This window comes from Microcoleus sp. FACHB-68, from assembly GCF_014695715.1.
Taxonomy (GTDB): domain Bacteria; phylum Cyanobacteriota; class Cyanobacteriia; order Cyanobacteriales; family Oscillatoriaceae; genus FACHB-68.
This window is the reverse complement of the sequence record NZ_JACJOT010000008.1, coordinates 66023-87275: the sequence shown is the minus strand read 5'-3', so window position 1 is coordinate 87275 and position 21253 is coordinate 66023. Positions and strand designations below refer to the sequence as shown.

Sequence of the window (21253 nt, the reverse complement as noted above, 5' to 3'; positions counted from 1 at the left end):
TAACGATTGCAAAGGGAAACTTTTTTCGGAAGCCGGCAACTTACCAGTCCTATTGTAACTATCTATAACCAGTCGCCAAGTTAGCTACCAACTAAATGAAGCTATTACGATATACTCCTGATTGAGTTCTCAGGTGCCTGGGCCGGTTGTGCGGAGAGTCTTTATATGGGTAAAAAACGGATAGGTGTCTTAACGAGTGGTGGCGACTCGCCTGGAATGAACGCTGCCGTGAGGGCGGTGGTTCGCTCAGCACTGGCGAAAGGTGTTGAAGTGTATGCAATCTACGAAGGCTACCAAGGCATGGTGGATGGGAGCGAATGCCGCATCTCTGAAACAGCCGCCAGCCCATCTCGTAATATTCGCCCCTGTATCCGTCAACTCAACTGGGACGACGTGGGCGGCATCTTGCACAGAGGCGGCACCATCATCGGCACAGCACGCTGCCTGGAATTTCGCAGCCGGGAAGGACGTCGGGTGGCGGCTCGAAATCTTTTGCAAAACGGGATTGACAGCTTAGTTGTGATCGGAGGCGATGGCAGCCTCACCGGCGCGGATACGTTCCGCGCAGAATGGCCGGAACTACTGGCAGAATTGGTAGAGCTTGGCGAAATCGACCGGCAACTGGCGGATCAACATCCTTATTTAGCAATTGTGGGGCTGCCGGCTTCTATCGATAACGATATGTATGGCAGCGATATGACGATCGGCACGGATACGGCGCTACACCGGCTCACCGAAGCCGTTGACGCCATTTCCTCAACGGCTGCCAGCCATCAGCGCACCTTTGTTGTAGAAGTGATGGGGCGTCACTGCGGTTATTTAGCGCTAATGGGGGCACTCGCCACCGGCGCTGACTGGGTACTGATTCCAGAATGCCCCCCAGAAACAGACAATTGGGAAGAGCAGATGTGTGCCGTGCTCAAAGCCGGTCGTGAATCCGGGCGTCGGGATAGCATTGTGATTGTGGCGGAAGGCGCAAAAGACCGGCAAGGCCACCCGATTCACTGCGATGATGTCAAACGGGTTCTAGAAGAACGACTTGATGAAGATACCCGCGTCACAATTTTAGGTCACGTACAGCGCGGCGGCTCTCCTAGCGCCTTTGATCGCAATTTAAGCACCTTATTAGGTCATGCAGCCGTTGAAGAACTGCTGTCAGCTACATCGGCAACTGAGCCGGTGCTGATTGGAATGCGAGGCAACCGCATCACCCGTCCACCTTTAATGCACTGTGTCGAGCAAACCCACGCAGTTGCCGATGCGATCGCAGCCGGTGACTACGAAACTGCAATGGATCTGCGCGGCAACAGCTTTAAAGAAGCCTTCCATACCCTGCATACTTTAATGCAAGCTTCCCCCTCCCAGGAAAGAAACACCGGAGAAAATACCCTCTCCCATTCACCCCTGCGAATCGCCGTCCTCAACTGTGGCGCGGCAGCACCTGGAATGAATACCGCAGTTCGGGCTGCTGTCAGGTTGGGGATTGACAAAGGACAAACCATGCTGGGAGTTGAACACGGCTTCCGAGGACTGATTGACGGCAGTATCAAAGAGTTGGATTGGCTAAGCGTGCGGGGTTGGGCGACAACCGGCGGATCTGAATTGGGAACCAGCCGAAAAATTCCTCAAACTAAAGATTTTTACGAGATCGCAAGGCACATCGAAGCGCAAAATATCCACGCATTATTAATCATCGGTGGCTGGAGCGGTTACGAGGCAGCTTACCAGCTTTACGCTCAGCGAGATACCTTTTCGGCGTTCAACATTCCTATTTTATGCCTACCTGCCGGCATCAATAATAATCTACCCGGCTGCGAACTGAGCATTGGTGCGGATACAGCTTTGAATAATATTATTCAAGCCGTCGATAAAATTAAGCAGTCTGCTGTTGCTTCCAACCGTTGCTTTATCGTAAAAGTTATGGGGCGCTACTGCGGTTATTTAGCCCTAATGAGCGGTTTAGCCACCGGCGCTGAACGAATTTACCTTCACGAAGAAGGCGTGAGCCTGAGTAACTTGCAGCAAGACTTAACCAATCTAATAGATGGGTTTAAGCAAGGCAAACGGGTGGGATTAATTATCTGTAATGAAAATGCTCATACAGTGTACACCTCAGATTTTATCTGCGCTCTCTTTGAAGAAGAAGGCCGGCAGCTTTTCCAAGTCCGCCAAGCGATTTTAGGGCACTTACAACAGGGTGGAGATCCTTCTCCGTTTGATCGCATTCAAGCGACCCGCTTTGCCGCCAAAGGTCTTGATTTCCTAATCGAACAAGCTCAAAAAGCATCGCCGGTGAGTGCGTTCATCGGCTTACAGGCTGGGCAAATACAGTTTTTTGACTTAGGCGATCTTCCCCGTATGGTGAACAAAGATTACCAACGACCCAAAGAGCAGTGGTGGTTAGAGTTACATACCCTAGCAAGAACTCTGTCTCAACCGGCACCGCAGCCGGCAGACTGATCTCCGTTTTAAAACGCAAAGTTGATAACTCCCATCCCGGCATCGCTCACTGATGCCGGTTTTTTTCATCTCCCCATCTCCCATTCCGCACTCCCGTTACGTGTTTGCCACAGGTCATCGTTAAGTTTCCTACACGTTCTGGCACAAGTCGCACCCCAGTGTAGCCGGCTCATCAATACCCTGCCGGCAAAGCGTTTGACGCCTGATTTCCTGCGCTTCCAGTCCCTGCCGGTGCGAAATCTGTAGGAGTGGCGGGGGGTTTCGCCCCTTATGCTTTATCCAATCTGCAAAATACCAGGGTTTTCTCTTACCCTTTTCAAATTTTTTGAAAGGATTTATCCGTACAAATCAATAAATTAAAGGTTTAGATTTTTTTCAAGCTACTTTTAATCAATAGTGACTACTGTAATCCTACGGATTTTTTCTCTTTTCAATCAATCTTCAATCAGACATCAAAAAATATATTGTTTGATTAAAGATGCCGATTACCTCTTGTCAGTTCCCAACATAAAATGCCAATATAAATTTAGCAAGAGAAAGCAAAGGAACGCGACGCCCACAAGCTAAACAATCCTCGGAAAAACATCTACTCTCCTTATTTTAGGAACTTTTAAGTAAAGTCAGGACATCTAACCGCCTTGTTTTAGGAACTGCTAGTAAAGTCTGAAAGAATATTTTCGACTTGCTTTTATTAACTTAAACTCTTGCATCTACCGCCCTCGACCAATCAGTTTTTGAAATTTTACTCTACTAAGCCACAGAGGTTCAATACAATGAAAAACGCTAAATTTTTTGCATCGAAGTCTAGTTTGTTGGCTGTTGGTTTATTGAGCGCCTCTGCTGCCTTAATCGCCCTGCCGGCAAAAGCCGCCACTGTACAAGTCAACCTCAGCGATAAGACAAACACGGATACTGCCGACTACCCCACAGTTAAGGTAACCCTGGACGATACCAGCAATCCTGGCAAAATTACCGCTAAAGTTGAGGTTGTACCAGGCAAAACCGGCTACATCGGCGACCTCCGGGGTGTGTACTTTAACATTCCGGGTGTTAGCGGACTCACAATTTCACCCGTCGCTGGTGGCCCACTCACCAATATCTCTACAAATGGGAACTTCAAAAGCTTCAGCAATAGCGCTGACTTGCAAGGGACAAAGCTATCCTTCAATGCCGGTGTAGAAGTTGGACGCCAAGGAATCCCTGATGGTGACGACTATCAAAGCACCACATTTACTATCTCTGGTAATGGTTTGACCCTGAGTGCCTTTACTTCTCAGACTGTTGGCGCTCGTCTGATGAGTGTGGGCGATCCTAACGGCAGTCGTGAACTCAGCAGCAAAACTGCCGGTACAGCTCCAGCAACCGTAGCCGTCAATCCACCCAGTGGCCCCAGCACTCCGAGCGGTGGAACTCCTGATGCACCGGGTGGTGGAACTCCTGAACAACCCACTGGTGGAACTCCTAATGCACCGGGTGGTGGAACTCCTAATGCACCAGGTGGTGGAACTCCTGATGCACCGGGTGGTGGAACTCCTGAGCAACCCACTGGTGGAACTCCTAATGCACCGGGTGGTGGAACTCCTGAGCAACCCACTGGTGGAACTCCTGATGCACCGGGTGGTGGAACTCCTGAGCAACCCACTGGTGGAACTCCTGATGCACCGGGTGGTGGAACTCCTGAGCAACCCACTGGTGGAACTCCTGATGCACCGGGTGGTGGAACTCCTGAGCAACCCACTGGTGGAACTCCTGATGCACCGGGTGGTGGAACTCCTGAGCAACCCACTGGTGGAACTCCTGATGCACCGGGTGGTGGAACTCCTGAGCAACCCACTGGTGGAACTCCTGATGCACCGGGTGGTGGAACTCCTGAGCAACCCGGTGAGCCTTCCGGAACTCCCGCACCTTCCAACCCAGGACCGGGTGGGGACGCCGAACAAGTTCCCGAACCCACCACAATGGCCGGTTCAGCGTTAGGTTTGGCAGCTTTGATGAAATGGCGCAAAAACAGAAAGGCTAGCAAGAACAATTAGTTCTAACGCTTGCAGTCCAATTAGGATGAATTGAAAATAGAGAGGGAAGTATAAAAGTGCTTTCCTCTCTATTTTTTTGCTTTTTCACTCTTAATCGGCTATTCACCAAAATTATATTTTTTAGTTTCGAGACAGTAAATTTATTTTTAAATGATAGAAAATTTAGGATTTTAAAATTTTCAATGAAAGACTCCTATTAAAAACTCACAACAATTCTACAGATAAACGTTAGGATTTATTTCTGCGAACTAACCACACCTAAAAATAAAAGGCAGACCTTTCGATCCCATATCCTTACCGTTCTGCTGGGAGCTGCTTAGCGCCATGCCCCCTATCTGTTAATATCATCAAGTTGCCTCCAAACTTGCCACTTGAGAGGGCATCACAACCAAAAAAAATCGACCAGGAAACTTCAAGGCAACCCCAAATCCCGGCCCATCCCCACACCACTAGACAGGTCGAATCCATTCAGCAGTAGCGAGGAACTTCCATCATGGCTAATTTTACCGGCACTTTTGAAAGCGATCTGATTGCAGGATTGCCAGAAAATGACATCATCCTGGGGTTAGGTGGCAATGACACCTTGCGTGGATTAGTAGGAAATGATTATATCGCCGGCAATATCGGGGCGGATTTGATTGAAGCGGCTGACGGTGATGATCAAGTCGATGCCGGCAAAGATGATGACGGCGTGACGGGGGATGCCGGTAATGACACTCTATCTGGTAACGAAGGCAATGACACCATTGATGGCGGGTTGGGCAACGATATTATCATCGGCAATGAAGATAATGACCGGCTCATTGGCAATGAAGGCAATGATTTAATATTTGGCAACATGGGCAGCGATACTCTCCAAGGTAGCGGGGGGAATGAAACCTTACTTGGCGGCAGAGACGAGGATCGGCTGTTTGGTGAAGATGGGGATGACTATCTCAATGGCAATTTAGGTAACGATACCGTTGAGGGCGGTTCCGGCAAAGATATTGTGCGGGGCGGGCAGGGCAATGACCGGCTATTTGGGGATGCCGGTGACGATCTTCTGTTTGGCGATCTGGGCAGTGATACCTTAACCGGCGGGGATGGAACGGACTACTTTTTCCTGCGTAAAGGCGTTGGCGGTGCAACGATTGCTGAAGCGAATTTTATTACGGATTTTGTTAATGGGGTTGATTTTATTGGGTTAGAAGGAGAGGTGAGATATGAGGATCTCAGCATCTCTCAAGGCATTGCTGAATATGCCGGCAGCACGGTTATTCAGGATGTTTTCTCACAAGAGATATTGGCGGTGTTACAAGGGGTTAGCAGTAATCTAATCAACAGTGCTGATTTTGCAAATCCTGGCACTTTAGCGTTTAGTGATGTCAGATTCCAGGTTAATGAGAATGGAACCCCAATTGCGGCGGTGACAGTGACTCGCACCGGCGGCAGTAGTGGGGCAGCGAGTGCAGTTGTGTCGCTAAGCGATGGCACGGCGACTGCTAACGCAGATTATAATGCAACGCCGATAACGGTTAATTTTGCAGATGGGGACGCAGCACCTAAAACGGTGACGATTCCGATTGTTAATGATACCTTGCCCGAAATTACTGAGACGCTTAACTTGAACTTGGAAAGGCTCACCGGCAATGCGTTTGTTGAACAAAATACAGCGGTTCTGGAAATTGTGGATGATGAGGCAAAGTCTACTGCGAAAGTAACTTTCCAAAACCCTGATGGGGCTGCTAGTTTTGGTTCAACTGTTGTAGGTGCCGGCAAGGATGTACTGATTGGATCAGCAAGTGATGCTGTTTATTTATTTGATAGCTTCACCGGCGCTTTGCTGCGGAAGTTTAGCCTGCCGAACCAAAATCAGGGGCAAGTTTTTTATAGAACGGATGCCATCGCTACACTGGGCAATAATGTTTTGATTGGGGCACCGAATGATGACAGTGCCGGCACAGATGCGGGGGCGGTTTATTTGTTTGATAGGAATACCGGCGCAGTTGTGCGAACATTTGTGAACCCGACTCCGAATGCAAATGATAACTTTGGTGCATCCATTACGACTGCCGGCAACGATGTGGTGATTAGCGCACCGGGTGACGACACTGCCGGCGAGAATAAAGGGGCGGTTTATTTATTCGATGGCAACACCGGCGCACTGTTGCAAACATTCTTAAATCCCAACCCAAGTCAGTCGCTGATTGGTTCTTCAATCGCCGTTGTTGGTAATAATGTTTTAGCGAATGCAATTAGTTTTGACCCAGTTACGGGTAATGCGAGTACCGGCACCCTTTACCTATTTGATCGGGCAACGGGTGGAGTTCTCAGAACGTTTGTAAATCCGGTTCCTTTAACATCTGATAGGTTCGGCAGAGATATTAACGTAATTGGCAATAATATTTTGACGAGGGGAAGCGAATTTGTGGGGACTGCCGGCCAAGAAGTGGTGTATAGAATTGACAGCGCCACCGGCAGTTTTGTTCAAACCTACCGCAGCCCGCGTCCAGGTCAACTTATAGATTTTGGGGATTCGATCACACCAGTGGGCAATAATATTCTGTTGGGTGCACCCGTCGAGGACGCGGTGCGCTTTGATGCCGGTGCCGCGTACCTGTATAACGGAACAACCGGCGCTTTAACTGACACGTTTATCAGTCCTAGACCTTCTGATGATAATAATTTTGGGATGTCGGCTGCTGCCACTAACAATGGCATTGTGATTGGCAGTGACAATGGGGCTTATTTGTTCTAGCAATTTGCTAATCTCCCCGACATCATAAGAAGTCTGCCCAATCAACAAAAACACAGAGGGACGCGGCAATGCCGCGCCCCTGTAAGTGCCGATTAATGAATTGCTACTTAGTCAGCGTGTGCAGAAGTTTTCATCCGCTTAATCAGTTTCGGCTTGGGCGCACCGGGAACTTCCTCAGCCGGCGCATCTGTACGCAACCAAGAAGGACGGGTTTGATCATAAGCCATTTGCAGAGCAGCCGCTGCGATCGCATGAGCATCATACTCTTCGCTGAGCTGAGCCACAATCGGCAAGAAGGAGGCAAGGCGTTCGCCGGTTAAAGCATCTAACACCTTATTTTTCAGTTTTTCCAACTGACGACCTTCAATTTGTGACCGGCTAGGCACCGTTTGAACTTTCAGCGCTTGACGCACATGGCGCTCAATTTGCTGCAATTTGCGGCGATCAAACGGCTGAACCAGGGAAATTGCGGTTCCTGCTTTGCCGGCACGCCCTGTACGACCGATCCGGTGCACATAGCTTTCCACACTGTCCGGCAAGTCGTAGTTAATCACATGGGTTAAGTGTTCCACATCTAATCCCCGCGCCGCAATATCTGTTGCGACGATCCACCGCACTTGCTGCTGGCGGAACCGGAACAACAACCGCTCGCGCTGAGCTTGGTTGAGGTCACCGTGATACTCATCTGCACTGTGGCCGGCTGCTTGCAATTCGCTTGTCAACTCGGCTGCAGCACGTCGTGTCCGCACAAAGATAATTGCTGTTTCCGGATCTTCCAATTCCAAGATCGGCTGCAAAGCTTTGGCTTTTGTCCAGCCACGGGGCACCATGTAAACAACCTGATTGATTTGCTTTGGTGTCGCTTTCGGCTGTTTAATGCTGACATTAACCGGCGAACGCAAGTGCTTGCTTACCAGCGCCCGAATCGAGGGTTCCATTGTGGCGGAGAAAAAGGCTGTCTGCCGGTTTGCCGGTGCTTGGCTGAGAATTTTCTCTACATCATCAATAAAGCCCATGCTGAGCATTTCATCGGCTTCATCCAGCACCAGCCAGCTCAGCTGGCCCAGCTTGAGGTTGCCGCGATCCAGCAAATCAATCACCCGTCCAGGTGTACCCACAACAATTTGTGCGCCACGCTGTAAGGTGCGGATTTGGCGGTCAATGGCTTGACCCCCGTAAACGGCTAACACACCCATCCGACGATCTCCACCAATATCGCGGATGGCGTCAGATACTTGAATGGCTAACTCACGAGTCGGTGTCAGAATCAGCGCTTGAACGGCTGAATTGCTGACATCAATTTGCTCCAACATCGGCAAAGAAAACGCTGCCGTCTTGCCTGTGCCGGTTTGTGCTTGTCCTACTACATCTCGACCCGCCAACAGATGGGGAATCGCTTCAGCTTGAATTGCGGTTGGGGTCGTGAAACCTAGTGTCTCTAGATGGCTAACACGCGAATCAGAAAGACCTAGATCCTTGAATGACAAATCCATTTAATCTCCGTTATAAACGTAATATTTCAATGCGGTTCCAGAATCGCCAGACTTCGAGCTGAGCGTTGCAATCTGAAGGCAGGTATAAAGGAAGCGTTTAAATAACACTTTTGCTCACACCGGCAAAGGTTTTCGTCAGCTCATTGTTGAAGAGCGCGGTTTGAAATGGATCGGGATGGAGCGGCTGCTGAGTCTGGATAGTTGGGCTTCAAACCCTCTGTACTCTCTCCACTATTACCAGATCCTTGCGAAATATTAACCCAACAATAAACTTTTGTTAAGCAACGCGCAACAAATTGGCAAATCTTACCGCTTTACCAGCTGGGGAGCCGGCAAGAGGTCTGCCGCCGTGGCGACATAACCGTACAAATCGTAGATGTCCGCATCGGTGATCGCTACCGGCACCAGAGAACCCAGCCGTGCGGTTCCCTGAACGTAGACTAATCCATCCACCTCTGGAGAAAATCGAGCCGAACGACCTATCATCTCACCCGTTTCCGGATGCTCTTGCTCAATCAAAACGTCTACCACTTTCCCCACCTCAGCTTGATTTTTCTTCAGAGAGATGGGCTGCTGCGCTTCCATCAGGGCGTCCCGACGGGCGTCCATAACATCTTGAGGCAGCTGATTTGGCAAGCTGTAGGCAGGCGTTCCCTCCTCTGGGGAAAATGTAAAGACACCTACATGGTCAAATTCATGACGCTTTACAAATTGTAGCAAATTCTCGAAGTGTTCATCCGTCTCACCTGGAAAACCTACGATAAAGGTTGTCCTGAGAACGGCTTGAGGTAGCGCTGTTTGAATCCGCTTTATGATTGTATCATTAACCTGCCCCTGCCACGGACGATTCATTGCTCGCAAAATTTCCGGGTGGGAATGCTGCAAGGGTAAATCCAGGTAGGGCAAGACGTTGCGGGTTTCCTGAATCGCAGAAATTACTTTAGGAGTCAGGCCGGTTGGATAGGCATAGTGCATCCGAATCCAAGGCACATCCACTTTACCCAAAGCCCGCAGCAGTTCTGCAAGCTTAGGTTCGCCGTAAAGATCGAGTCCGTAGTTAGTAGTGATTTGGGAAATTAAAATAATTTCCTGCACACCCTCAGCCGCCAGTTTCTCGGCTTCTGCCACTATAGACTCTATCGAGCGCGACCGCTGAGCACCCCTGAGATGGGGAATGATACAGAAGGCGCAACGATAATCGCATCCTTCCGCAACGCGCAAATACGCCACCCCTTCAGAGGTGGTGCGATAGCGCGGTGTGGTTTCATCCGCGATATAAGTCGGTTCAGCCGTAACTTCGCTGACGCGTTCGCCGGTTTCTACCCGCTGAATAACATCGACGATTTTGTTGTAGTCGCCGGTGCCAACGAGTGCTACTGCCTCTGGCAATTCATCCAGTAGCTGGTCTTGGAAATGCTGCGCCATGCAGCCGGTGATAACAATTTTTTTATTGGCCTCTGCCAGTTCTACTAGAGTCCTAACCGACTCTTCCCGTGCGGCTTGAATAAAACTGCAAGTATTAACAATGACGTAATCGGCTAATTCTTCGTTGCTATCTACCTGGTAGCCTGCTTGCACTAGCAGGCCGAGCATATGCTCCGTATCGATGCGATTTTTTTCACAACCTAAGTGAGATACGGCAATGGTTGGCTTGTTGCCCATCTAGTATTTAAAAATCCGTCGTAGTTGCTTGGTGTTGGTATATTACACTACTGCCGGCCATTTATCCCATCCTTGGGAGAATCAGGACTCGCTGAACGACGCAATGCGACAACACTTTATTTATAGTAACATAAATTAATGTAAAGTATCTCTTTTACAGAGGGAGAATCACGGGCTATGTCAGATTTAAACCGTGGGATCATGAAATTCAAGGGAGCCGATAACCCGGTCATCATTGCGATCTCGGCAATTCTGGTGTTGGGCGGCGTTGCCTTTCTCATCGTGTGGGGTCTGCAATCGGCCTACGCATTCAACTAAATCTCATTTCATTATCAGGCTGAAAAAAAATTAAGGCAAGCGCCTGAGACACCTGGGTGCATTGGGTAACAACAATTCTGCACCGGCAGCCAGAGCGCCTATCACCAGCCAAACGCCGCTCTATCCGTCCCAGTATCAGCGCCCGTCATGCATCTAATGTGCAGGAGAGTGCCGGCAAACAGAAAGGCAGGGGAAACAGAATATCCTCTGCCTTTCTCATGCAAATATGTAATTTAACCGCATAAGAGCTTAAAGTTAACCCAATTTTTAACTTTTGTTAAGCAGAAACGCAGGATTTTTTAGCTTACAATGTAGTACGAATATTACAAAAGCGCCTGCTTGTGAAGAACTCCCCCTCAAGTTCTGCATGAGCCGCTTTGAAAAGGAGGGCTATGGCAACATTTCGGGATATCCTTAACTACTACCGGCAGTATTCAAGAGGCGCAATTTTTAGCATTACGGCCTCTAGTACCTTTGAAATCATTGATTTGGTTGTCCCCTACACGATTGGCCAAATTCTCAACGTCCTTTCTGATGGCAAAGTAGATGGGATCACTCAAAACTTAATTGCAACCATTGGAAAAATTAGCGACTTACCGGCAGGAAAACCCCTCTCATTAGGCGTGTTAATGGGGTTAACTTTTTTGGTAACCGTGTTCAAAGCGCCGGTGCAACCTTGGGTGGGATCTTGGTTTCACTGGGATATTGCGCTGCGTACCCGCCGGGATCACTCTCAAAGTGTCCTGGCAAAAATCCTCACCCTGCCACTAGAATTTTACGACGAAAATAACCCCGGACGCATTGCCGGTCGGGTTGCCAGAGGCATCGCCAACCACACTTGGGGGTATCCAGAAATTGCCGGTCAACTCATTCCCAAACTTTGCCGGCTGCTAGGAATTTTTGCAATTATCTGGTTAATGCAGTGGCAGATCGCAGTATTTTTTCTGCTTTCCTTCATATTTGTCCTCAGCTTCACGATCAAAAATCTCAAACAACTCATTGAGCGAGAGCAGATTTTAGATCGCTACATGGAAAATACCGAAAGCCGCACCTCAGAAATTGTCACAAACATCAAAACCGTCAAAGCCTTTGCCACCGAATCTGTGGAACTCCACCGGCAGCGCCAGCGTTTAAATCGCGAGTTCGCCGTTGTTGACTATCGCATCCACCGGGGTTACACCCAATTAAGCACTTGGCAAACCACCTTTGTGCAATTTTGTCTGTTTTCGGTTCTCGGCTTCACCCTCGTTGCCACACTTGGCGGACAAATGTCTCTGGGACACTTTGTTACCACCTTTACCCTAGCCAGCATGGCTTACTCAGAACTCAGTCCTCTCAGTCAACTGGCTGAAACCTTTGCGCGGCGCTATGCCTCGATGATGCGGTTTCATGAATTTATGCAGATGCCAGATGGAATTGATGCCGCTACCTTGTCAAAACCGGCACCCCCAACCTTAGAAGGCAAGGTTAATCCTTCAGAATCCTTCTATCAGTTCACCGGCAAAGTAGAATTTTCCCATCTTACCTTTGGCTACGATCCCGCACGTCCCGTATTGCAGGATGTGAATTTGTTAATTGAACCTTATCAAACGGTTGCCTTAGTAGGGCGATCCGGTTCAGGCAAATCTACCCTAGTAAAATTGCTGTTTCGGTATTTTGAAGCGAATTCAGGCCGCATTTTGATGGATGGCGAGGATATTCGCACCCTCGATGTCAGCCGGTATCGGCGCAGATTAGCCATCGTTCACCAAGATGTGGATATCTTCAACGGCACTTTGCTCGATAACCTCATCTATGGCAACAAACAAGCAACGTTTGAGCAAGTGCAGGAAGCTTGCCGTATTGCCAGAGCAGATGAATTTATCAATACCCTTGACAAAGGGTACTACACAATGGTAGGCGAGCGAGGCGTTCGATTATCAGGCGGTCAGAAACAGCGGCTGGGAATTGCACGAGCGTTGCTGGTTGAACCCGACGTGCTGATCTTTGATGAAGCGACTTCCAGCTTAGATTATGAATCAGAACGCTCAATTCAGCTGGCGATGGGTTCCATCCTCGGCACCCGCACCACAATTATTATCGCTCACCGGCTTAGTACCGTAAGGGAAGCTGACAAAATTGTTGTACTCGATCAGGGGCGGATTGTGGAAGTCGGTAGCCATGAAGAATTGCTGCGCCAAGAAGGCATTTACCAAAGACTTCACACCCTCCAAGAAACAGGTGAATTACTCGCTTAGGGATAGGTCGGTTGATGATGGGCAATTGCGTCCATCATCTGCCTGACTCTACCGGCTCAATCTAGAAAAATACCCAGATATAAACATTTCCCCACGAACTGTAACGGTTCTTCAACATTGTTAACGTGTGTTAATAATTCAAATTGGGTAAGTAATTATTGCTCAAATGATTAAGTTTTAAGTACGGCAAACATCTTTCGTCGGCTCTTCTTTGGCTTATAACAGCTGTGCGATCCCGGAAAATGTATAGTTAGCTAATAGCCGATTGTTGCGCTTATCCACGGCAATTGCATCAACTGCGCTCCAATAACTAAAGGAGGCTTCGGGTTCCCCGCCGCTGCCTCTGCACTCACAGATTGCCGGTGATGCCGAGCTTTACTGGCTGCCGTGGAGTGCCCAGATGTGTGAATGGCCAACGAGCAAGAGGGTAGCTGTATGTGGGGCTTGGGCGTCAGATACAGCCATCGCCGCGCCGCTGTGTCATGGATTTTGCCCAGATTGGATTGACATAGACGATCGATGAGCTTCTCTAATTCCGTGCTCGAAGACCTGCTGCAAGCCTTGCCCCAGCTGCGGTCACAGATTTATTTCAAGTCTTCCTTAACGGCGCTTTCCCACGCAATTGAAGACCAAGTTCTGGCCGGCTCGGAGCAGCCTTTGGTGATTGCCAGTTTCCAGCGAGAGCGCTTTTACCGTCAGGAGGCGCACCGTTATCGGCGCATCGCCCAAAAAACCGATCAGGTTTATGTGCTGGCGGCCCCGGAAACCGATTTCACCAATGCCTCAGATGTATACGAGACGGTGGCATTCAAGCCGACTGATCGGTTGAGTCAGGAGTGGCATTTAATCGTGATTGCGCCGGCTTATGCCACCTGCTTGATCTGTCAAGAACGAGAGATGCCAGCCAGCAGCAAACGCAGCACCGGCCAGACCGGCAAGCTTCCCGATCTGGCGGAAATGGATCAAGCTCGCCGGTTTGAGGGAATTTGGACATTTGACCGGCAGGTGAGTTCCACCGCCGCTGGGTTAATCCTGAGCCGAATTTTGAAATACCGGCCCGAACTCGCTGACAAAATAGAGCGGGCAAGAAATCTTTATAATCTTGCAACATCATCGCAAGCAGCAGGAGAGCTGGGATTTCAAAACGTCGATCCCGGCCCGTTCGCCCAGCGCTTGGTGACTTATCTGCAAGCAGGACAGCACAAGTTGCTCAAGACTTATGGCTCGATTGCCGCCCAAGAGCGGAAAGAGCGTATGGTTAACTCGATTACTGCGGCAATTCGGCAATCACTCAATCCAGCAGAAATTTTTAAAGTCGCAGTACAAGAATTAGGACAGGCGCTGAATGCGTGCCGGTGTTTGATTTATCGGTGCAAGGCAACAGATGCCACCGCAACGATTTTGTACGAGTTTTTAGGCACCGGCATCAAGCCCCTGGCCGGCCAGATCTGGCCAATTCAAAGTAATCCCCTATTTCAAGAAGCAGTGCGACACGGGGAGCGAGTTTACGTGGAGAATGCCGAGACAGACACTCGGTTAGCCGGCGCAAAAATGCAAGCCCTCGTGCGTCAGTGGCAAATCGGTTCGTGGTTAATGGTGCCGGTGTTGCATCAAAGCCAGTTAGTCGGCATGGTGGAATTGCAGCACTGTAGCTCAACCCCCCGCCGGTGGGAGGAGGACGAATTAGCGCTAGTAGATGCCATTGCCGCTCAAGTCGGCGTTGCTTTGATTCAAGCAGAAGCCTACGCCAACCTAGAAGACCTCAACCAGCAGTTAGAAGCCCTCGACCGCACCCGCAGCAACTTAATTGCCATCACCGGCCACGAACTCCGCACGCCCTTGTCCACAATCCAGGTTTGCCTGGAAAGTATGGTTAGCGATCCAGATATGCCGATAGAAGTCCGACAGGTGATGCTGAGTTCGGCTGTAGCAGACGCCGACCGGCTCCGCAAACTGGTGCAAGACTTTCTCACCCTGTCCCGCTTAGAAAGCGGACGGGTAGAATGGCATCCAGAACCCTTGCCTTTACAAGAGTGTGTGGAACTCGCTCTCAGCAGTATTCGCGCCCGTCGTTCCGAGGAAGCGCCGATCCAGATTACAACGCAAGTGCCAGAGGATTTGCCTTTGGTGCAAGCTGATGGCGAGTGGCTGGTAGAGGTGCTGGCGAAACTACTTGACAATGCTTGCAAATTTAACCAATCTCAGGGTCAGGTGAGGATCGAAGCTCACTCTAACGGCTCACAACTGGTTGAAGTTCTGGTCGCAGATACGGGGCGCGGGATTGAACCCAACCGGCTGGATGCTATTTTCGACCGATTCTATCAAGAGGAAGGGGCGTTGCGGCGCACAGCCGGCGGCACCGGCTTAGGATTGGCTATTTGCCGGCAAATTGTTACGGGCTGGGGTGGCCAGATTTGGGCACTCTCTCCTGGAAAAGACCAGGGCAGTGAGTTTCACTTTACGATCCCCATTGCACAGGGGGGGCAGGAAACCGCGCCTAAACCCGAACCTCAACCGCGAGGGGGTCGCTCTCGGCGTAGTAATGCCGGTTCGGGTCGTCGTCGAACGACGCTGAGTTAATCTGCCGGTGCTGTAGGGAAGATTGGGGTGCGCGGGTGAGGGAAGTAATAGCCCCTTGTTTGCGACGATTCACCTTGGCATCCCCCGCTATATTCGCTACTTTGAGTTAGCGGTGGGAGGATGTCAACGTCTGAGTTCTACTTCCTCGCCGCCACCGGCTCCAATCCCAGCCGTGCCAGCAAGCGGTCAATATCGAAATGCTCAGCCATCATTTGACGGATGTATTCTACCTTCACCGGCTCTTGAAGCCGCACCTGGCCCAAAGCGTGTTCAATAATTTCCACCGTTGTCAAGGTATCCAAATCAACCGACAGCACCGGCACCTCCATTTCTTCAGCCCGGTTCAAAACGATTTGAGAGGGAGCCATCGAGCCGGTTAAAATCAAACATTGAGTGTAACTGTCTAGGGCCGCAATCTGAATATCACTGCGATCTCCACCCGTTACCACCGCCATATTTCTCCCTTCAGAAAAATACTTAATGGCGGAATTAACATTCATCGCCCCAATCTTGAGACTTTCTACCATCAAATCCAAGCGATCAGGCCGGCACAGTACCTCTGCTTTCAGCCGGTGTGTCAACTCAGCCACACTCACACTTCGCAACAGCGCACTCCTGGGCAGCATCCCCAACACCGGCACTCCCTGAGACTCTAGAAAAGGGCGCACCAGCGTTTCCGCAAACTCCATCTGTTGCTGAGGAATATCATTGAGCAACACTCCTCCCAGCCGGTCGCCCAACCGCTGTTTAGCCGCCAGAACAATTCCAGCAGTCAAGGCTGATCGGAAACGTGTCACCAATAGAACCGACGCGTCCAGTCTTTCCGACACTTGCAACAAAGACAAATTCAGCAAAATGCCTTCATCCATTGTGCCGGCACCTTCCAGCAAAACTAAAGAACCCGCTGGACCCTGCATCGATTGGGCCAGTGCTTCTGAATAATTCGTTCGATCTTCCCCTTGAAGGCGTTTAGTAATCGTCTCCTCATCCAGAAACACCAGAGGAGATAGCAGCCGGTTGCCGGAAAGGTTCAGAGTCTCCCCCACAAACCGCACATCCTCATCTATCCCATCTGCCTGATTCTCACTAGGACAGGTTCCTAGCGGTTTGCCGTAAGCAATATCGACTCCTTTTTGCTGCAACTGATGGGCGATACCCACAACCGTTGCTGACTTGCCACTATAAGCTTCTGTCGATCCAATCACTAGATACTTAGCAATTTTTGGCACATCCTAACTCCTTATTTCAAAATCCACACGTAGGCCGGTCTTTTACCCAATTTTAAAGACTCTTTACAAACTGCGCCCCAACCGGCACGGGAAAAACCCAACTCAAAAGCCAGTATTTTCCCAGCAGCGCTTTATTCCAAGACTTTTAAAAAATGCCGAAAGAATCTTTTCCCCACAAAAGTGAAACGAGAAAAAGGGGAATAGCAAGTATAGCGCTGTCAGAGTCGATTAAAAAACAACTGCCGGTGATCATTCTCCTTCCCGGATCAGATGACCGATTTGTGTACCTCTTTCAGCCCCTCTTGCTCTACCCTCACTAATGACTACAGGTTCACCCAAGCGCCCCTATGCGTCTCCTTTCCTTGTCATCCGTAGGTTCTCGCCTCCCGCCGCCACTCACCCCAACAAAGGTTCTTTGACCAAAAGATCATTCATCCCGGCGCAGCAGTTTGCGGTAAAATCCTGTTGAAAAATCCACCAATCGTGAATTTTTTTCAGAACGCTTGTAATTGACGATCATATCGATTAAAAAATCGATAAACTCAAAATTGGCCATCGTCACCACATAACTCAGTTGCTCCCCCTTGGTATCAAACTGCATCCGGCAATTTGTCAGATCCGCAGGAATCGTCGAAACATTCCAAGTCGCCACAAACGGAATATTCTCACCGCCCTCTATTTTTCGCGCCCCTTCCAAATTTCCCCGCATATACAGGCTAATTGCCAGGGGCAGAACATTGCGCTTGTTGCCTTGGTAGTAGGGCACATAGAGACTGTATTGCCGGTTATCTGCCGGCTGAAGTTGATCAATTACCGATATACTCATATTTTTCTGTGTTTCCTTTCCCTGAATTCTTTACAGTAGGGCAATTGTGCGAGTTCGCTGCCGGCACTATCAGCGCCGGCAGAGTTAAGGGATCACGACTGGGCAAGCGCACCGTTTTGTTTGCATTCAGCCTCAGTAGCGGCTACCCGTTCAGATCGGATTTAGGGTTGCCCCTCCACCTCTCTCACCCTTACCGTCAACCGATCTTAGCCTTAGCTCAGGCGAAAAAGCCGGCCATCGGCAACCAACCCGACTGCTTTTTTCCAATTAATATAAATGTTGACTGTTTTTCAACGCCGCCTCAATTTTCATGAAAAAGTGTGAACAACCCAAATCGCATACAGTACGGGCTTCTTTTCTCGCCTTCGTTTTTCAAAAAAGTTTTGGCAAGCCGGTGTCAAGTTGAGTATGGTTGCTTGAAATATCTGACTGTAGCACTCGCGCCAGCATTTATACTTTCTTTTCAGCCCTGACAGCAATGGGTTGAGAGGAGATTGCCCAAGTGCCTTGTCTGTCTTTTTGTAAAGTTCAATGAACTGATTTAGCGCATAATTCCAACGAGCACAGCCAAAGCTATGAGCGAATGTAGTGTTCTTACTCGTTAGGCTAAATGCGGTCTTTGACAGCCTGCCTCAGCCTTAATAATTTTATGCTTTATTGCTTAAGGCAATAATCCCAATGAATATAACAAAGATTTTGGATGAGTAGCGTAAGATATTGGCAGTGTTCGGGCACACTTACCCCTCACCCGGCCTTGAGGCGTTCATCATATATCAAGGGCGCTGACTTTTTCGGGTAAGCGCGGGGCGATAACTCCCCAAACCCCTCATTGGTTAACAGTACGCAACAAAACGATAGGAACCTATGGCCCCACTCGTAGCCAATTACTACCTAACATATCGCTGCAACGCCCGTTGTCACTTTTGCAACATTTGGGCGCTAGAAGCCAACAACGAAGCCGATTTTGCCACTATTCAGCAAAATTTAAAAGATTTGCGGCGCTTAGGCGTTAAATATGTGGATTTCACCGGCGGCGAACCTCTGCTGCGCCAAGATGTTGGCCAGATTTACACGGAAGCCAAAAAACAGGGTTTCGTGACCAGCATGACCACGAACACCATCCTTTATCCCAAAAAAGCCAAAGAAATTCAGGGTTTAGTAGATTTCTTAAATTTCTCTCTAGATGGTGGAGATGCAGAAACGCACGACCAATCACGGGGCGTAAAGATTTTTGACACCTTAGTAGAATCAGTCAAAATCGCCATTTCTCTGGGTGAGTATCCCGTGCTCAACCATACCGTCACTGCCCAAAACTACAATCGCCTGGGAGAAGTCGCAGAACTCGGCCAACAGTTAAATGTTCGAGTGTGGCTCAACCCTGCTTTCACCGCCCACGACAACTACAACTCCAAGAAAAACCCTACCCCAGATATGGTGGCTGCCATTGAAGCAGCAGGCAAGAAGTACAGCAATCTTGGCTACAATAAGGCTGCATTAGCTTTCATTGAAGCTGGGGGCAACGACACTAACAATCCTCGCTGCAAAGCGGTGGAAGCTGTAATTGCTATTTCGCCAGATAACAAGCTGTTGTTACCCTGTTACCACTTTGCCCAAGCCGGCGTTCCCATTGATGGAAAGCTGTATGAACTCTACCGAGAGTCAGAAGAAGTGGAAAAATTCCGCGTTTCTCAAGGGAAGTTATCCGTGTGCGAAGGTTGTACGGTATGGTGTTACTTGATCCCCAGTTTCTTTAAGGGTGTTGACAAATATTGGTTTTTGAATCAAATAACCTATGCCGGCGAATTCGTGGCCCGAAAACGATTCTTACAGCGAGCTGTGGTCTGATCTTGCTGATCCATCTGAGGCAGAACTCTTGCGTAGGGAAGCAGAGGAGCGAGTGAGCACAGGGGCGGGAAATTTTTCACCTGTGCCCGAATCCTCCTCTGCTGCTGAACCCACACAAGACTCAGAACTCAAAACAGGGCAGTTCTCTGAGGGTCGCAGACGCAAGGCGGCTGTTGTCTTAACGATTGTCTGGAGCGGTACGATCGCTCTCCATTTACTGTCTTGGGGCACCTGGCTGGTGCTGGGTTTTACAGGGGCGATGGTGATTCATGGGGTGCGTGTCTTGCGAACCAAGCCCGGTGAAACCCCTGAACCGCTGTCAGATGACAGCCGAGATAATTGGCCGTCTGTCTCTTTATTAGTGGCGGCCAAAAATGAGGAGGCGGTCATTGCCCAGTTAGTGAAGACGCTGTGTGATCTTGACTACCCAGCAGACCGTTACGAGCTTTGGGTTATTGATGATCACAGCACAGATCGCACGCCAGAGCTGTTAGATCGACTGGAAACTGAATACGAACAGCTTAAAGTGTTCCATCGGGCTGCCGGTGCCGGCGGGGGTAAATCTGGGGCTTTAAATCAAGTCTTACCGCTTACCCGTGGCGAAATTTTGGCTGTTTTTGATGCTGACGCCCACGTTAGTCCGGATATGCTGCGTCGGGTGCTGCCACTGTTTGAACGCGAAGAAGTGGGGGCGGTGCAGATGCAAAAAGCTATTGCCAACACGGATGTTAATTTCTGGACTCGTGGCCAAGCGGCTGAGATGGCTTTAGACTCTTACTTTCAGCAGCAGCGCATAGCTATCGGTGGTGTTGGAGAACTTCGGGGTAATGGCCAGTTTATTCGCCGGTCTGCTTTAGAAGGCTGCGGCGGCTTTAATGAACTGACGATCACGGATGATCTGGATTTAACCGTGCGCCTGCACCTGGAAGGGTGGGACATTGAATTTACCTTGGTGCCGGTGGATGAGGAAGGCGTGACTCATCCCTGGGCGCTATGGCATCAGCGTAACCGCTGGGCAGAAGGGGGCTACCAGCGCTATCTCGACTACTGGCCACTGATTTTCCGCAACCGCATGGGTTTTCGGAAAACTTGGGATATGTTTATGTTCTGGATTATCCAGTATTTCTTGCCGATCGCGGCGGTGCCAGACAGTTTGATGGCGCTGGCGCTTAAACGGATGCCGGTGTACAGTCCAATTAGTGCTGTGATGCTCGTGATGTCTGTGGTGGCGATGTTTACCGGCATCAAGCGTATCCGTCTGGGGCGGGATAAATTAGGAACTCTGAAGGATGAGTCTCAAATTCACTCTCCTTCTTTGCTTTCTCAGAAGAATTTATCGCTTCATTCTTCTTCCTTTTTTGTCACGCTGTTGCAAACGCTGCGCGGGATGTTATATATGTTCCACTGGATCGTTGTGATGGCTAGTGTCACTGCCCGGATTTCGGTGCGTCCTAAGCGCCTGAAATGGGTGAAGACGGTGCATCAAGGCAAGGTGTGAGTTTAACTTTTGAAGTGAAGAGTGGGCTGGTTTTTAGTTCACTCTTCACTTTTGTTTTTGGTGCGTTTGAGGAACAAGAATGTGTTTTTCAACCACAGATGATAGCGTAGCCTACCGTTAAGCGTAGCGTGCCGAAGGCATAGGCATAGGCATAGGCATAGGCATACACAGATCGGTTAAGGGTGGCGGTCAGGGATCTGCGGGTAGTTGGAAATAGGGTGAGATGTTGAAGCTAAGGTTTTTAACCGCAGATAAACGCAGATGGGTTAAGGGTGGCAGTCAGGGATCTGTTGATAGTTGGAAATAGAATGAGATGTTGAGTTAAGGGTTGACGT

The 21253-nt window shown here is 49.6% G+C and carries 13 protein-coding genes; 9 read left to right on the top strand and 4 right to left on the bottom strand.

Annotation, left to right across the window (positions count from 1 at the left end; all coding sequences use genetic code 11):
• Window positions 1-165 precede the first annotated feature (165 nt).
• The 4 genes from H6F73_RS09380 (at window position 166) to H6F73_RS09365 (ending at window position 7230) form a co-directional block, all read left to right on the top strand.
• Window positions 166-2460 carry a 6-phosphofructokinase gene (locus H6F73_RS09380; RefSeq protein ID WP_190758546.1) on the top strand — a complete coding sequence of 765 codons (2295 nt, stop codon included), beginning with the start codon at window positions 166-168 and terminating at the stop codon, window positions 2458-2460.
• Between the two features lie 21 nt (window positions 2461-2481).
• Entirely contained in the window at window positions 2482-2706 is a 225-nt protein-coding gene (locus tag H6F73_RS09375) for a hypothetical protein (protein WP_190758545.1), read from the top strand.
• A 527-nt stretch (window positions 2707-3233) separates the two neighbouring features.
• Window positions 3234-4493, top strand: coding sequence for a PEP-CTERM sorting domain-containing protein (locus tag H6F73_RS09370; RefSeq protein ID WP_190758544.1), 1260 nt, complete (start codon window positions 3234-3236; stop codon window positions 4491-4493).
• A gap of 493 nt (window positions 4494-4986) precedes the next feature.
• Complete coding sequence (locus H6F73_RS09365) at window positions 4987-7230, top strand: Calx-beta domain-containing protein (protein ID WP_190758543.1); 2244 nt, start codon at window positions 4987-4989, stop codon at window positions 7228-7230.
• 107 nt (window positions 7231-7337) lie between these two features.
• Here H6F73_RS09365 and H6F73_RS09360 read toward each other — a convergent pair whose 3' ends face one another.
• On the bottom strand, window positions 7338-8723 hold the full coding sequence (locus H6F73_RS09360) for a DEAD/DEAH box helicase (RefSeq protein ID WP_190758542.1): 1386 nt from the start codon (window positions 8721-8723) through the stop codon (window positions 7338-7340).
• Window positions 8724-9029: 306 nt separating this feature from the next.
• Window positions 9030-10385: a 30S ribosomal protein S12 methylthiotransferase RimO gene (gene rimO, locus H6F73_RS09355; protein ID WP_190758541.1), complete on the bottom strand. Its 1356-nt coding sequence runs from the start codon at window positions 10383-10385 to the stop codon at window positions 9030-9032.
• Between the two features lie 177 nt (window positions 10386-10562).
• On the opposite strand from rimO, the gene H6F73_RS09350 reads away from it, so the two are divergent.
• The 3 genes from H6F73_RS09350 to H6F73_RS09340 all read left to right on the top strand — a co-directional run bounded on the left by H6F73_RS09350 (window position 10563) and on the right by H6F73_RS09340 (window position 15520).
• Window positions 10563-10703 (top strand): hypothetical protein, encoded by a 141-nt coding sequence (locus H6F73_RS09350; RefSeq protein ID WP_190758540.1) that lies wholly within the window; start codon window positions 10563-10565, stop codon window positions 10701-10703.
• Between the two features lie 392 nt (window positions 10704-11095).
• Window positions 11096-12940, top strand: a complete 1845-nt coding sequence (locus H6F73_RS09345) for an ABC transporter ATP-binding protein (RefSeq protein WP_190758539.1) — start codon at window positions 11096-11098, stop codon at window positions 12938-12940.
• Between the two features lie 519 nt (window positions 12941-13459).
• Complete coding sequence (locus tag H6F73_RS09340; RefSeq protein WP_190758538.1) at window positions 13460-15520, top strand: DICT sensory domain-containing protein; 2061 nt, start codon at window positions 13460-13462, stop codon at window positions 15518-15520.
• Between the two features lie 137 nt (window positions 15521-15657).
• On the opposite strand, the gene H6F73_RS09335 is transcribed toward H6F73_RS09340, so the two are convergent.
• Both H6F73_RS09335 and ebsA read right to left on the bottom strand, forming a co-directional pair.
• Entirely contained in the window at window positions 15658-16749 is a 1092-nt protein-coding gene (locus tag H6F73_RS09335) for a DRTGG domain-containing protein (RefSeq protein WP_190758537.1), read from the bottom strand.
• Between the two features lie 427 nt (window positions 16750-17176).
• Entirely contained in the window at window positions 17177-17575 is a 399-nt protein-coding gene (ebsA, locus tag H6F73_RS09330; RefSeq protein ID WP_190758536.1) for a type IV pilus biogenesis protein EbsA, read from the bottom strand.
• An 864-nt stretch (window positions 17576-18439) separates the two neighbouring features.
• On the opposite strand from ebsA, the gene H6F73_RS09325 reads away from it, so the two are divergent.
• Together H6F73_RS09325 and H6F73_RS09320 are read left to right on the top strand one after the other, a co-directional pair.
• The gene (locus tag H6F73_RS09325) at window positions 18440-19420 is read left to right on the top strand and encodes a radical SAM protein (protein WP_190758535.1); all 981 of its coding nucleotides are present in this window, start codon (window positions 18440-18442) and stop codon (window positions 19418-19420) included.
• A complete protein-coding gene (locus tag H6F73_RS09320) occupies window positions 19368-20918 on the top strand; it encodes a glycosyltransferase family 2 protein (protein ID WP_190758534.1) in 1551 nt (516 codons plus the stop codon). The genes H6F73_RS09325 and H6F73_RS09320 overlap by 53 nt, the downstream gene beginning before the upstream one ends.
• The last annotated feature ends 335 nt before the right edge of the window (window positions 20919-21253 follow it).

What these genes read in the sequence shown, in the direction of transcription:
- H6F73_RS09380 (WP_190758546.1), top strand. Translation starts at nt 166, where the DNA reads ATGGGTAAAAAACGGATAGGTGTCTTAACGAGTGGTGGCGACTCGCCT.
- H6F73_RS09370 (WP_190758544.1), top strand. Translation starts at nt 3,234, where the DNA reads ATGAAAAACGCTAAATTTTTTGCATCGAAGTCTAGTTTGTTGGCTGTT.
- H6F73_RS09365 (WP_190758543.1), top strand. Translation starts at nt 4,987, where the DNA reads ATGGCTAATTTTACCGGCACTTTTGAAAGCGATCTGATTGCAGGATTG.
- H6F73_RS09360 (WP_190758542.1), bottom strand. Translation starts at nt 8,723, where the DNA reads ATGGATTTGTCATTCAAGGATCTAGGTCTTTCTGATTCGCGTGTTAGC.
- rimO (WP_190758541.1), bottom strand. Translation starts at nt 10,385, where the DNA reads ATGGGCAACAAGCCAACCATTGCCGTATCTCACTTAGGTTGTGAAAAA.
- H6F73_RS09350 (WP_190758540.1), top strand. Translation starts at nt 10,563, where the DNA reads ATGTCAGATTTAAACCGTGGGATCATGAAATTCAAGGGAGCCGATAAC.
- H6F73_RS09345 (WP_190758539.1), top strand. Translation starts at nt 11,096, where the DNA reads ATGGCAACATTTCGGGATATCCTTAACTACTACCGGCAGTATTCAAGA.
- H6F73_RS09340 (WP_190758538.1), top strand. Translation starts at nt 13,460, where the DNA reads ATGAGCTTCTCTAATTCCGTGCTCGAAGACCTGCTGCAAGCCTTGCCC.
- ebsA (WP_190758536.1), bottom strand. Translation starts at nt 17,575, where the DNA reads ATGAGTATATCGGTAATTGATCAACTTCAGCCGGCAGATAACCGGCAA.
- H6F73_RS09325 (WP_190758535.1), top strand. Translation starts at nt 18,440, where the DNA reads ATGGCCCCACTCGTAGCCAATTACTACCTAACATATCGCTGCAACGCC.
- H6F73_RS09320 (WP_190758534.1), top strand. Translation starts at nt 19,368, where the DNA reads ATGCCGGCGAATTCGTGGCCCGAAAACGATTCTTACAGCGAGCTGTGG.